This window comes from Buttiauxella agrestis (genome assembly GCF_900446255.1).
Lineage (GTDB): Bacteria > Pseudomonadota > Gammaproteobacteria > Enterobacterales > Enterobacteriaceae > Buttiauxella > Buttiauxella agrestis.
Genome location: NZ_UIGI01000001.1, coordinates 1,709,372 through 1,722,517 on the forward strand (window position 1 = coordinate 1,709,372; position 13,146 = coordinate 1,722,517).

The window sequence follows — 13,146 nt, forward strand, 5'->3', positions numbered from 1 at the left end:
CGAAGCGTCATCCGACACGATGTCCTCTGGAGCGGTTCTGGTGTTCGGCGGCACCAGCGATGCGCGGTTTATCTGCCAGATCCTCGATGAACACCGCATTTCGTACACGCTTTCGGTGGCGACGGCAGTCGGGGAGTCGCTTGCGGGAAAGATCGGCGGCCAGATTCGCGTCGGGCGTATCGATAGCGCTGAAATCGCCGATTTACTGGTAAGCCAGGCGGTGCGCTGGGTGATTGATGCCTCGCATCCCTACGCGGAATTGCTCAGTCGCAACATTACCCAGGCCTGTGAAATTGCGGGTGTGGCGCTGAGTCGTTACCAGCGCCGCAGCGAACTTCATGACCTGGAGCATCCGTTGCTGCACAAAGTGGCGAACCTGCAAGCCGCCTGCACCGTGGCACAAAAATTTGGCTCACGCGTATTGCTGACCACCGGCAGCAAAGAGCTTGCCGCGTATCAGCAAGGTTTGCCGGGTAAAACGCTGCTGGCACGCGTGCTGCCCACCAGCGAAGTGATGGCCGAATGCGAAGCGCTGGGGTTGGGTGTGGACAATATCATCGCGCTACGCGGCCCGTTTAGTGCCGAGTTCAACGCCGCCACCTATGACTTTTGCTCGCCTGATGTGGTGATAACCAAAGAGTCTGGGGCAGAAGGTGGCTATCTCGACAAGGTCAATCCTGCGCTGGCGCGAGGCATTCCTTGCGTAGTGGTGACGCGCCCGCAACCGCTGGTGAGTGGCCCTGAATTACTTGAAAGCCGTGAAGATGTGAGCCGCCGCGTAACGCGCTGGCTGCAAGAGAGAAAATAATGAAAAAAGCCCTGTTAGTGATCAGTTTTGGCACCAGTTACCACGACACCTGTGCCAAAAATATTGTTGCCTGTGAAGAGGAACTTAGCCGCGCGTTTGCCGACCGTGACCGCTTCCGCGCTTTCACCTCCGGCATGATTATTCGCAAGTTGAAAAACCGCGATAACCTGGAAATTGACTCACCGGCTCAGGCGCTACAGCGCCTCGCGGCAATGGGTTATCAGGATGTCGCCGTGCAATCTCTGCATGTGATTAATGGCGACGAGTACGAAAAAATCTCCCGCGAAGTGCAGGCCCACAGCCACTTGTTCCAGCGCCTCGCGTTAGGCACGGCGCTACTGAGTGACTTCAACGATTACGACCTGTTGCTTAACGCGCTGCAAAGTCAGATGCCTGCGCTTGCAGCGGACGAACGCGTGGTCTTTATGGGCCATGGTGCCAGCCACCATGCGTTTTCTGCCTATGCCTGCCTCGACCATCTAATGGCGGCACGCCAAATCCCAGCACGTGTTGGGGCAGTGGAAAGCTACCCGGAAATCGACCTTATCGTGCGCGGTTTGCAGCAAGAAAACGTGCGCAAAGTCCACCTGATGCCGCTGATGTTAGTCGCAGGCGATCACGCGATTAATGACATGGCGTCAGACGAAGAAGACTCCTGGAAGACGCAGTTGCAGGAAGCGGGTATTGAAGCGCAGCCGTGGCTGCAAGGTCTGGGAGAAAACCCGCAAATTCGCGCGATGTTCGTCAACCATTTGCAGCGTGCGCTGGAAAAAACACCCGAGGTGGCGGCATGAGTGGCCGTTTATACGCCCTCGGTACTGGCCCTGGCGCCAGCGACCTGATCACCGTTCGTGCGGCGCGCATCATTGGCAAACTCGATGTGCTCTATGCCCCGGCAGGACGCAAAGGGGGCGACAGCCTGGCGCTGTCCATTGTGCGCGAATACCTGAGCGACACCACCGAAGTGCGCACCTGCCACTTCCCGATGAGCGCGGATAACGACGAAAAAGCGGTGGTGTGGGATGAAACCGCCGCGGCGCTTACGCATGAAGTGGAGCAGGGCAAGCAGGTGGGTTTTATCACGCTCGGCGATTCCATGCTGTTCAGCACCTGGGTGTTTTTACTGGCGCGAATTGGCAACCCGGAGTGGCTGGAAATTGTCCCTGGTGTGACCTCGTTTGCCGCAATTGCTTCGCGAGCGAAGTTGCCATTAGCGATGGAACAACAGTCGTTGGCGGTGATGTCATGCACCGCGTCACATCAGGCGTTGAGCGAAGCATTACGCGCCCATGACTGCGTGGTGCTGATGAAGGTTTACGGGCGTTTTGCGCAAATCAAAGCGCTATTGCAACACCTTGGAATCATCCAGCACGCGGTGTTAATGGCGGAAGCGACACTGCCGGGCGAGCAATGCTGGCGGAACCTGGAAGAGGTGCCGGACGATCAAAAGCTGCCGTATTTTTCGACCATTTTGGTTAACAAACAATGGAGCCGGGATTAACACATGGAATCACTCCTTAAAAAACTGTCGCTAAGCGGCCTTGGCATGGGGATGCTATTGCTCATCGTGCCGCAAGAAGCTTACGCCATGCACATTATGGAAGGTTTCTTGCCGCCCATGTGGGCACTGGCCTGGTGGATTTTGTTCCTGCCGTGCCTGTACGTCGGGCTGGTGCGTTTGCGCCAGATCGTGGCCCACGACAGCAACCAGAAGGTGTTGCTGGCACTCTGCGGCGCGTTTATTTTCGTGCTCTCGGCGCTGAAAATCCCCTCTGTCACCGGAAGCTGCTCGCACCCAACGGGCGTTGGCCTTGCGGTGATTTTATTTGGCCCAGGCGTAGTGGCGGTTTTGGGCGCGATTGTGCTGCTGTTCCAGGCGCTGTTGCTGGCTCACGGCGGCCTGACCACGCTTGGCGCAAACGGCATGTCGATGGCGGTTATCGGCCCGGTCGTCGGTTATCTGGTATGGAAAATGGCCTGTAAAGCGGGCTTTCGCCGCGACGTAGCCGTGTTCTTGTGTGCGATGATTGCTGACTTAACCACCTACTTTGTCACCTCCATTCAGCTTGGTGTCGCATTCCCCGACCCGCACTTTGGCATCACCGGTTCCTCGTTGAAATTCATGGGCATCTTCTGCCTGACGCAAATCCCGATTGCCATTGCCGAAGGTTTGCTCACGGTCATGATTTACGACCAGTTGACCAAAAGACAACTGCTTCCAGCCCGGAGCCAATAACATGAAAAAGACCCTGATTTTGCTCGCCCTGGTGGTGGGATTAATGATTGTGCCGTTTTTTGTTTCTCATGGCGGCGAATACGGTGGGTCAGACGACCAGGCCGAAGGCCAGATTTTAGTCGTCGCACCGCACTACAAACCCTGGTTCAAACCGCTTTATGAACCGGCCAGTAGCGAAATAGAAAGCCTGCTGTTTACCCTGCAAGGCTCAATCGGTACGGCGGTGATTTTCTACATTCTGGGTTATTACCGGGGCCGCCGCGAAGACCATGCTGGGGATTGATAAACTCAGCTATCAAAGCCGCTGGTGCCGCGTCTCGCCGCTGCGTAAATTTGCGCTGTATCTGCTGATGATGGTGCTGGCGTTTGCGCTCCCGCCGGTCGGCCAGGCGGTTTTACTGCTGGTGATTGCCGCTTTTACCTGTTGGCTGCTGCGCGTCGGGCCAGTGCGTTATTTACGCTGGCTCACGGTGCCGCTGGGCTTTTTGCTGTTCGGTGTAGTGACGATTATTTTCAGTGCTTCACACCATGCGCAGGCGCTTTTGTGGAGCGTGCCGCTTGGCACCTTGCATATCGGCATTGATGCGCAAGGCGTGGTGATGGCAAACCAGACGTTCTGGCGCAGCCTTGCCGCGCTCGCCGCCACTTACTGGCTGGTGTTGAATCTGCCGTTTCCGCAATTGATCATCCTGCTGCAACGCTTACGGGGTCCACGCCTGCTGACTGAGCAAATCCTGCTCACCTGGCGTTTTATTTTTATCCTGTTAGACGAAGCGCAGGCCATTCACCGTGCTCAGTCTTTGCGTTTCGGTTATCGTACCTTGCCCGGCGGATACCGATCGCTTGCCATGTTAATCAGCATGCTGTTTTCACGCGTGCTGCTGCGCTACCAGCAAATGGTCACGACGCTGGATGTCAAACTTTACCAGGGTGATTTCCACCTGTGAGAACCGCACCGATGCTCGCGACACATAATTTATCTTTTCACTATCAAGATGAACCCGTTCTGCACGACCTGACTTTCGACTTTGGTGCGTTCGCGGTGACGGGGATTGTTGGCGAAAACGGCTGCGGTAAATCCACCTTGTTTATGAATCTCAATGGCGTTTTGCGCCCGCAGCAGGGTGCGGTGTTGTGGCAGGGCAAACCTTTAAATTACAGTAAAGCCGGGCTAATCGAGCATCGTCAGCGCGTCACTACCGTGTTTCAGGACCCGGAACAGCAAATCTTTTATACCGATGTCGACAGCGATATCGCGTTTAGCCTGCGCAATCTTGGCGTCGATGAAAGCGAAATTGCCCGTCGCGTAGAGCGTGCCATTCAGCTGGTTGACGCGCAGAATTTCCGCCACAAACCGATTCAATATTTAAGCCACGGGCAGAAAAAACGCGTGGCGATCGCCGGGGCGCTGGTGATGGAAGCTGACTATCTATTGTTGGATGAACCGACCGCAGGGCTGGACCCAAGCGGCCGCCAGCAGATGATCGAGATCATCGCCCGTATCGCTGCACAGGGGAAGCATGTGGTCATCTCAAGCCATGACATTGACTTGATTTATGAAGTCTGCGGCGGCGTGTACGTGATGAACGGCGGTAAAATCATCGCGCAAGGTGAGCCTGGCGAGGTGTTTAGCCAGGCCGAAATGTTACGCGAAGCCGGTTTAGTCCAGCCGTGGCTGGTCAAATTACACAGCGAGCTCGGCTTCCCGCTGTGCAAGACAGAAACCCAATTATTCAACGCCTTGCGCGTTGTAAAGGAAGCATGATGAGCCTCGCAATAATGGTGCAAGGTACCGCCTCGGACGTGGGCAAAAGTATGCTGGTGGCAGGGTTTTGCCGCATCTTCGCCCAGGACGGTCATCGTACGGCACCGTTTAAATCGCAAAATATGGCGCTCAATTCTGGCATTACACCCGATGGCAAAGAGATGGGCAGGGCGCAGATATTCCAGGCCGAAGCGGCAGGTATCGCCCCCGACGTGCGCATGAATCCGGTGCTGCTCAAGCCGACCAGCGATTGCAAAGCGCAGGTGGTATTGATGGGCAAAGTCGCCACCAACATGGACGCCGTGACCTATCACAACTACAAACCGCAGCTTAAATCGCAAATCCGCGAAGTCTATCAAAGCCTGGCGGCAGAGCACGACGTGATGGTGCTCGAAGGCGCGGGCAGCCCGGCGGAAATCAATTTACGCGACCGCGATATCGTCAACATGGGTATGGCAGAACTGGCGGAATGCCCGGTGATTCTGGTGGCAGATATCGATCGCGGCGGCGTGTTTGCGGCGATTTACGGCACCATCGCGCTGCTGCTCGAACATGAAAAGTGGCGCGTCAAAGGCGTGATTATCAATAAATTTCGCGGCGATGTGGCGCTGCTTTATTCCGGCATTGAACAAATTGAAGCGCTAACCGGCGTGCCGGTTTTAGGCGTGATGCCGTGGCTGAATGTCGATCTCGAAGATGAAGACAGCGTAGTGCTCGAACGCGGCAAATATGACGCGGTGACGGAGAAAGATCTGGATATCGCGGTGCTGCAACTGCCGTATATGTCGAACTTTACCGACTTTAACGCGCTGGCCGCACAGCCGGACGTGCGCCTGCGTTATGTAGCCAGGCCTGATGAGCTGAATAACAGCGATCTGGTGATTGTGCCGGGCAGTAAAAACACCCTCGGCGACTTGCGCTGGCTGCGCGAAAACGGCCTCGAGCAGGCTCTGCTCTCGCATCACCACAACAACGGCGCGGTGCTGGGGATTTGCGGCGGTTATCAGATGCTCGGGCAACATATTTACGACGCCGTGGAATCGGGGCTTGGCGAAATGCCGGGCATTGGGCTGCTCGATGTGGTCACGCGTTTTGCCAGTGAAAAAACCACCACCCGCGTTGCCGGGCAGGTTCAGGCTGATTTACCGGGCGTGTTCGCTGCCAGCGCAGGGGCGGCACTTCAGGGCTACGAAATCCATATGGGCGAAACCCAACGCGGCGAAAATACGGCACCCTTTGCCACCTTCACCGAGTGCAATACTCAGCCTTATCATAATCTTGATGGCGCAATCAGCGACGATGGACGCGTGCTGGGTACGTATCTGCATGGCGTGTTCGATAGCGGTGAGTTTACCCGCAGCCTGCTCGACAGCCTGCGCCTGCGCAAAGGGCTGAATGCCTGGCAAGGCGAAATCTTCGATTACCAACAGCATAAAGAAACCCAGTTTAATATTCTGGCCGACGCCATGCGTGAACATATTGATCTTGAAAAGATTTACCAGATTATGCGTGAACATCAGGAGCAAGCTGTATGAAACTCGTTACCGGCGGCGCCCGCAGCGGGAAAAGCCGCCACGCAGAGCAACTGGCGGCAAATTTTGCGCGTGTGCTGTACATCGCCACCTCGAAAATCTTCGACAGCGAAATGGAACAGCGCATCCAGCATCATCGCGACAGTCGCCCGGCGCACTGGCGCACCGTTGAACAATATCGCGATTTAAACCGCGTGATTAACGAGCATAACTCGGCGCAAGAAGCGGTGCTGCTGGAGTGCATTACCACGCTGATTACCAACGTGATGTATGACGCGGCGGGCGCAACACCCGAGGATGACTGGGATTTTGAAACGATGGAGCAGGTGGTGAATCAGCAGATCGACATTTTGCTCGCCGCCTGCGAAGCCAGTCCGGCGCAAGTGATTCTGGTGACGAACGAAGTCGGGATGGGGATTGTGCCGGAAAACCGCCTGGCGCGGCATTTCCGTGATATTGCCGGACGCGTAAATCAACGTCTGGCGCAACGTGCCGATGAAGTCTGGCTGGTCGTTTCAGGGATTGGAGTGAAAATTAAATGATAGTTCGCCTGTTTTTCGCCACTTTGCAGTTTATGAGCCGCATTCCGGTGCGCGCCCGTTGGGCTGACGGAATAGAAACTCACCAGTATGTGCGCGGCATTGTGACGTTCCCGTTTGTCGGGCTGCTGCTGGGTGGATTAGCTGGCGTGGTATTTACGCTGCTGCAACCCTGGGCGGGTTTACCTTTGGCCGCAATGGGTTACGTGCTGGCCCTGGCGCTGCTGACGGGCGGCTTCCACCTCGACGGCCTTGCTGACACCTGCGATGGGGTGTTCTCAGCACGCACCCGTGACCGCATGCTCGAAATCATGCGCGACAGCCGCCTCGGCACTCACGGCGGGCTGGCGCTGATTTTTGTGATCGTGACGAAAGTGCTGGTGGTGAGCGAACTGGCCCTGCGCGATGGCAACATGCTGGCCGTCTTAGCCGCGGCTTCCATCGCCGGGCGCACCGCGTGTGTCTTGCTGATGTACAACCATCAATATGCCCGTGAAAAAGGTCTTGGGAACTTATTCATCGGCAAAGTTACCGGTACGCAAACGCTATTGACGCTGGTCGGCGGCGCGGTGTTATGCACCGTTCTGCTCCCCGCTTCGGGTCTGCTGGCGCTGGTGATTACGTTGCTGGCCATTTTTGGCCTCGGCTGGATGTTAAAGCGCACGCTCGGCGGGCAAACCGGTGACACGCTGGGTGCGGCTATCGAATTAGGCGAGCTGGTGTTTTTGTTGGCACTGCTGCGTTGATTGTCGGATGACGCTGCGCTTATCCGACCTACGGTTTGTCTTTCGTTGGGGGGATAAGCGCAGCGTCATCCACCATTTTGTAAGGCTCTAAAGAGAATAAAATGCAAACACTGAACTCCCTTTTGGCAATGATTTCTCCGCTTGATAGCGAAGCGATGGCTCGCGCACAACAACACATCGACGGTCTGTTAAAACCGTTCGGTAGCCTTGGCCGCCTCGAAGCGTTAGCAGTGCAACTGGCAGGAATGCCAGGCATGAAAAACGGCCTGAACACTCAACGCAAATCAATCTTCGTGATGTGCGCCGACCACGGTGTTTATGCGGAAGGTGTGGCGATCTCCCCGCAAATTGTGACCGCGATTCAGGCAACCAACATGACGCGCCACAACACCGGCGTATGCGTATTAGGCGCGACCGTGGGTGCCGATATTCATGTGGTGGATGTCGGTATCGACAGCGATGCGTTACCTGGCGTGCTGGATATGAAAGCGGCACGCGGCAGCGGCAACATCGCGCAAGGCCCGGCGATGAGCCGCCAACAGGCCGAAGATTTGCTGCTGGCAACCATGCAACTCACTATGCAAAAAGCCGCAGAAGGCGTCACGCTATTTGGCGTAGGTGAGCTGGGTATGGCAAACACCACGCCTGCGGCGGCGATGGTCAGCGTATTAACTGATAGCTCGCCCGACGATGTCGTGGGTATGGGTGCGAATTTCCCGAGTGACAAACTGCATCACAAAATCGCTGTGGTACGCCAGGCGATTGAAACGAATCAGCCAGATGCCGCAGACGGTATTGATGTGCTGGCGAAAGTGGGCGGTTTTGATCTTGTCGGCATGACGGGCGTGATGCTGGGTGCTGCGGCGGCAGGGCTTCCGGTGGTGCTTGATGGCTTCTTGTCGTATGCCTCAGCCCTCGCCGCGTGCCAGATTGCACCAGGCGTGCGTGAATACCTGATTCCTTCGCATTTATCGGCTGAGAAAGGTGCGGTGATTGCGATGAGCAAGTTAGGGCTGGAGCCGTATTTGCAGATGGGTATGCGTCTGGGCGAGGGCAGCGGTGCCGCGCTGGCGATGCATTTAGTGGATGCGGCGTGCGCGATGCATAACGAGATGGGGTCGCTGGCAGACAGCAACATTGTGTTGCCGGGTTGAGTTCCCGATTAAGCATAGATTGCAGTTTTCCGTTCACCCGAGCGTTCCGTTTTCACATAGATTTCAGCGAACGGTGAACGTGCCAGGTGGCTCACGCCAGCCCCCTGGCAACCCCGTCGCCCGGTGATTAAATTGCCGCTTCGCGGTAAACCCCAGCTTATCCCCAACGTTCAGGGTCGTTCGCGACTCGCTCCCGGCGGATCGCTCTCTTTCGCTGCTCCCGGCAGTTCAACCCTGACTTATGGGTAACGCTGGGGCAATTTATACCGGGAACAAGGTCAAAACCGGTCCGGCTTTGGATTTTGACTTTTGAGTCCGGCATAAATCGCCTTCGTTTTGACTGTAAGAAGCGGGTCGAGCCGTCGGGAACGGCGAGAGGTTGTGATCCGCCGGGAGCGAGTCACAACCGACCCAGCGACTGAAAGGAAAAATGAAGGTTTACCGCGAAGCGGCGATTTAGAGGCCGGGAGCCGGGATTGCCAAGGGTGCTGCGGTTAGCACCCTTGGCTCGTTCACCGTTCCGGTAATTACAGGGAACACTGAACGCTTAGTGAACGGAATAATTCCGATCCCATAAAGGCCAAATTGGATTAGCTCACCTTAACCAATGTCCGGCCCTGAATGGCGTTATTCATAAAATCATCGGCAAATTTCGGTGCCTGCTCCAGACTAATCTCCGTCGTCGCCATCTCATAGAAACTCTCCGGCAGCAATTCGGCCAGACGCTTCCACGCGGCAACTCGGCGCTCAATCGGTGCACTCACCGAATCCACACCTTGCAGGCGCACGTTACGCAAAATAAATGGCATCACGGTTGTTGGCAGCGAGAAACCACCCGCCAGACCACAGGCCGCAACACAACCGGAATAGTTCATCTGTGCCAGCAGTTTCGCGAGCACATTGCCGCCGACGGTATCGACTGCACCGGCCCACACTTGTTTTTCCAGCGGGCGAGTTTCAGCAAATTCACTGCGCGGCAGAATGCGGCTGGCACCCAACTGGCGCAGATAGTCGTGAGTGGATTCACGACCTGAAACCGCCACCACTTGATAACCCAAAGCATGGAGCAGGGCAATTGCAGTGCTACCCACGCCGCCACTGGCGCCCGTGACCACCACTTCGCCACTTGCAGGGGTTACGCCTGCTTCTTCCAGCGCCATCACGCACAACATGGCAGTGAAGCCCGCTGTACCGACAATCATTGCCTGGCGTGCGGTTAAGCCCGCAGGCAGTGGCACCAGCCATTCGGATTTCACGCGTGCTTGTTCTGCCAGGCCGCCCCAATGATTTTCGCCCACGCCCCAGCCGGTCAGTACCACTTCCTGGCCCGCGCTAAAAGCAGAGTCGCTGCTCGCTGCTACGCGGCCTGCGAAATCAATGCCCGGCACCATCGGGAAGTTGCGGATGATTTTGCCTTTGCCGGTAATGGCCAGCGCATCTTTATAGTTCAGACTTGACCATTCAACGTTGACCAGCACATTTCCCAACTCTTCAGCCGGAACGGCAATTTGTTTTACTTCTGCCTGAGTCTGGCCTTCAACTTGTTCAAGTACGACTGCTTTCATGGTGAATCCTCATTCTATGAACCGGGTATTCCGGTTGAGATGTTTCTAATGCCCAACACGGTATACCCGTCGCGCCTGAGAATAAAGAACGCCGACCCCATTACTTGCGTAAACGCCTGCTTTTTAGCAGGTTATAAGATTTTCCTATTTTAACTTTTCACCTTGCTCCTCGTATGTTTGAAACAAAAGTTTCTAACTGTTGTGACAAACGTTTCACATTTGCCCGCGGGGCAAATTCGCCACTTTTTGAGGAGATAAGCATGCGTATTTTACGACTGACGACCGCAGTAGCCCTGGCACTGGTAAGTGCGCATGCGAGCGCGCTGGATAAGCTCAAATTGCAGCTCGACTGGATGCCAAACGGTGGCGATAAAGCGTTCGTTTTTGTGGGTGTTCAGGAAGGGTTTTACGCTGAAGAAGGGCTGGATGTGACCATTCTGCCGGGGCGGGGCAGCAGCGACACGCTGACCAAAATCGCTTCGGGTGCGGCGGACATTGGCACCGGCGGGATTGCGTCATTAATGATGGCGCAGGCCGAAGGCGGTATTCCAGTGAAAGCCATTATGAGTATCTACTCGAAACAGCCTGATGCGATTTACTCCTGGCAGGGTAGCGGCGTGACTGACATGAAAAGCCTGAAAGGCAAAACGCTGGGTATCCCGACGTTCTCAGCCTCGAACGCGCTATTGCCCATCATGCTGCAAAACAACGGCGTTGATCCTGACAGCGTAAAACAGATCAAAGCCGACCCTGGCACGCTGGTGCCGATGCTGGCGCACGGGCGTGTTGACGGCGTCGTGGTGTGGTCAACCAACCGCCCGAGTATTGAAGCCACACTGACTCAAGTTGGCAAAAAACCGCTTGAACTGGCGTGGACCGATTACGGCCTCGATGGTTATGGTCTGTCGTTTTTTGCCTCCGATAAATTAATTAATGAGAAGCCAGATGTGGTGGCGCGCTTCCTGCGGGCGGCGAAAAAGTCTATCGAGTTTAGTCTCGCGCATCCGGATAAAGCCGCTGCGGACCAAAAAGCTATGGTGCCAGAAGCAGACGTCGCGATGCTGGAAGCCGATTTCAATGTCACAAAACCGCTGATTAACAATGAAATCAGCCAGAAGGATGGGCTGGGCCAATTCGATCCGGTGCTGTTAAAACACACCTGGGAGTGGGTGGCAAAATCAATGAAATATCCGCTTGATAAAGTGAACCCGGAAACGCTGGTTGACCGTCGATATCTCGCTAAGTAAGGGAATGCCATGCAGCCTGTTATAGAGTTGAGTGATGTTAATCAAACGTTTATATCCGCCGATGGCACCGAGGTTACCGCGCTCGATGAAGTGAATCTGACGCTGCGCCGCCATGAATTTGTCTCGTTTATTGGCCCGTCAGGCTGCGGGAAATCGACCATTTTGCGTTTGATTGCCGGGCTGCTCAAACCGAGCAGCGGCACGATTTCGGTGTATGGCAAACCCGTTACAGAACCGCGTGACGAAATGGGTTTTGTGTTCCAGAAACCGACACTGCTGCCGTGGCTTAACGTGCTCGATAACATCACCTTTCCGATGAAGCACAAATATGGTCGCGTCGATGCCAAAGATATTGCTCGCGGACATGAACTGCTGGAAATGACTGGCCTGACGCAGTTTGCAGGCAAACGCCCGGCGGAGCTGTCAGGCGGCATGCAACAACGCGTTTCCATCGCTCGTTCGCTGCTGCATGACCCGGATATTTTGTTGATGGATGAGCCGTTTTCGGCCCTCGATTCCCTGACGCGCGATGAAATGAGCTTTGAGCTGATGCGCATCTGGAACGAACGCCCGAAAACGGTGCTGTTCGTCACGCACTCGATTCAGGAGGCGTTGCTGCTTTCCGACCGAATTGTGGTGATGAGTGCGCGCCCCGGGCGGGTCAGCGAAATTATTGATGTGCCGCTGGTGCGTCCAAGAAATGAAGAGACGCTGAATCATCCGCTGTTCCACGAGTTAACGGCGCAGATCCGCCACAAAGTGTTTAGCTGCCGCAAGGAGCCAGTATGAGAGCGTTTCTGGAACGATACATCGCGCTGCTGGCACTGGTGGTGGCGATTTTGATTTGGGAGGGAGCATGTAAATTATTTGCGATCCCGGTGTTTATCCTGCCTTCGCCGTCGGCTATTTTTGCCTCTGTCAGCACCCTGGATGCCGGGCGTTGGTTGACGCATATTCTGGCGACGTTAAGCGTGGCGTTAAGCGGTTTCCTGCTGGCGATTGTGATTGCGCTGCCACTTGCCATTGCTATCGTCAGCTCTAAATTGCTCGCCCGCCTGGTGTTACCGTGGCTGATTGTGATTCAGTCCACGCCGGTTGTGGCAATTGCGCCCATTATTGTCGTCACGCTCGGCTCCGGCATGCTGCCGCGGGTGGTGATCACCACACTGATTTCGTTTTTCCCACTGGTGATTTCCACCGCTACGGGTATGACGTCAGTGCCTGCCGAGTTGATCGAACTCTCGAAAACCCTGCGCGCGCCGCGTAACCGTGAATACTGGCAAATCCGCATGCCCTATGCTGTGCCGTATATTTTCAGCGCGCTGAAAGTAGCGATTACGCTGTCGATAATCGGGGCGGTAGTCGCGGAGTTTGTCGCCGCCGACCAGGGGCTGGGTTATCTGATTTTGTTCAGCACCTCATCATTCAAAATCCCCCTGGCCTTCGCCAGTTTGTTCCTGCTGGTGGTGTGTAGTTTGACCCTTTATGGCCTGGTGAGTTGGCTGCAAAAACGCCTGTTCCCATGGAGCCTTGATGCAAAATAAGGATGGAAAA

15 protein-coding genes are annotated in these 13,146 nt (G+C 55.6%); 14 read left to right on the top strand and 1 reads right to left on the bottom strand.

Annotation, left to right across the window (positions count from 1 at the left end):
* Positions 1-19 precede the first annotated feature (19 nt).
* The 11 genes from DY231_RS08075 to cobT all read left to right on the top strand — a co-directional run bounded on the left by DY231_RS08075 (position 20) and on the right by cobT (position 8,780).
* Positions 20-808, top strand: coding sequence for a cobalt-precorrin-6A reductase (locus tag DY231_RS08075; protein WP_115627924.1), 789 nt, complete (start codon positions 20-22; stop codon positions 806-808).
* Positions 808-1,602, top strand: coding sequence for a sirohydrochlorin cobaltochelatase (gene cbiK, locus DY231_RS08080; RefSeq protein WP_034496489.1), 795 nt, complete (start codon positions 808-810; stop codon positions 1,600-1,602). The genes DY231_RS08075 and cbiK overlap by 1 nt, the downstream gene beginning before the upstream one ends.
* Positions 1,599-2,309 carry a cobalt-factor II C(20)-methyltransferase gene (locus DY231_RS08085; protein WP_115627925.1) on the top strand — a complete coding sequence of 237 codons (711 nt, stop codon included), beginning with the start codon at positions 1,599-1,601 and terminating at the stop codon, positions 2,307-2,309. Before cbiK ends, DY231_RS08085 begins: the two co-directional genes overlap by 4 nt.
* A gap of 3 nt (positions 2,310-2,312) precedes the next feature.
* Positions 2,313-3,044, top strand: a complete 732-nt coding sequence (cbiM, locus tag DY231_RS08090; protein WP_115627926.1) for a cobalt ECF transporter S component CbiM — start codon at positions 2,313-2,315, stop codon at positions 3,042-3,044.
* A gap of 1 nt (position 3,045) precedes the next feature.
* Positions 3,046-3,327: an energy-coupling factor ABC transporter substrate-binding protein gene (locus tag DY231_RS08095; RefSeq protein ID WP_034496484.1), complete on the top strand. Its 282-nt coding sequence runs from the start codon at positions 3,046-3,048 to the stop codon at positions 3,325-3,327.
* Positions 3,314-3,991 (top strand): energy-coupling factor ABC transporter transmembrane protein, encoded by a 678-nt coding sequence (locus DY231_RS08100; protein ID WP_115627927.1) that lies wholly within the window; start codon positions 3,314-3,316, stop codon positions 3,989-3,991. Before DY231_RS08095 ends, DY231_RS08100 begins: the two co-directional genes overlap by 14 nt.
* A gap of 11 nt (positions 3,992-4,002) precedes the next feature.
* A complete protein-coding gene (locus DY231_RS08105; protein WP_115627928.1) occupies positions 4,003-4,809 on the top strand; it encodes an ATP-binding cassette domain-containing protein in 807 nt (268 codons plus the stop codon).
* A complete protein-coding gene (locus DY231_RS08110; RefSeq protein ID WP_115627929.1) occupies positions 4,809-6,344 on the top strand; it encodes a cobyric acid synthase in 1,536 nt (511 codons plus the stop codon). The genes DY231_RS08105 and DY231_RS08110 overlap by 1 nt, the downstream gene beginning before the upstream one ends.
* Positions 6,341-6,883 (top strand): bifunctional adenosylcobinamide kinase/adenosylcobinamide-phosphate guanylyltransferase, encoded by a 543-nt coding sequence (gene cobU, locus DY231_RS08115; RefSeq protein ID WP_115627930.1) that lies wholly within the window; start codon positions 6,341-6,343, stop codon positions 6,881-6,883. The genes DY231_RS08110 and cobU overlap by 4 nt, the downstream gene beginning before the upstream one ends.
* A complete protein-coding gene (gene cobS, locus DY231_RS08120) occupies positions 6,883-7,626 on the top strand; it encodes an adenosylcobinamide-GDP ribazoletransferase (RefSeq protein ID WP_115631795.1) in 744 nt (247 codons plus the stop codon). The genes cobU and cobS overlap by 1 nt, the downstream gene beginning before the upstream one ends.
* 101 nt (positions 7,627-7,727) lie before the next feature.
* Positions 7,728-8,780 carry a nicotinate-nucleotide--dimethylbenzimidazole phosphoribosyltransferase gene (gene cobT, locus DY231_RS08125; RefSeq protein ID WP_115627931.1) on the top strand — a complete coding sequence of 351 codons (1,053 nt, stop codon included), beginning with the start codon at positions 7,728-7,730 and terminating at the stop codon, positions 8,778-8,780.
* Between the two features lie 590 nt (positions 8,781-9,370).
* Here cobT and acuI read toward each other — a convergent pair.
* Complete coding sequence (gene acuI, locus DY231_RS08130; protein WP_115627932.1) at positions 9,371-10,345, bottom strand: acrylyl-CoA reductase (NADPH); 975 nt, start codon at positions 10,343-10,345, stop codon at positions 9,371-9,373.
* A gap of 260 nt (positions 10,346-10,605) precedes the next feature.
* Between acuI and DY231_RS08135 the strand changes: the two genes are divergently transcribed.
* The 3 genes from DY231_RS08135 to DY231_RS08145 are packed head-to-tail and all read left to right on the top strand — an operon-like array spanning position 10,606 to position 13,136.
* Positions 10,606-11,592, top strand: coding sequence for an ABC transporter substrate-binding protein (locus DY231_RS08135; protein WP_218568334.1), 987 nt, complete (start codon positions 10,606-10,608; stop codon positions 11,590-11,592).
* A 9-nt stretch (positions 11,593-11,601) separates the two neighbouring features.
* Positions 11,602-12,381, top strand: coding sequence for an ABC transporter ATP-binding protein (locus tag DY231_RS08140; protein WP_115627933.1), 780 nt, complete (start codon positions 11,602-11,604; stop codon positions 12,379-12,381).
* Positions 12,378-13,136 (top strand): ABC transporter permease, encoded by a 759-nt coding sequence (locus DY231_RS08145; protein WP_115627934.1) that lies wholly within the window; start codon positions 12,378-12,380, stop codon positions 13,134-13,136. Before DY231_RS08140 ends, DY231_RS08145 begins: the two co-directional genes overlap by 4 nt.
* Positions 13,137-13,146: the final 10 nt, after the last annotated feature.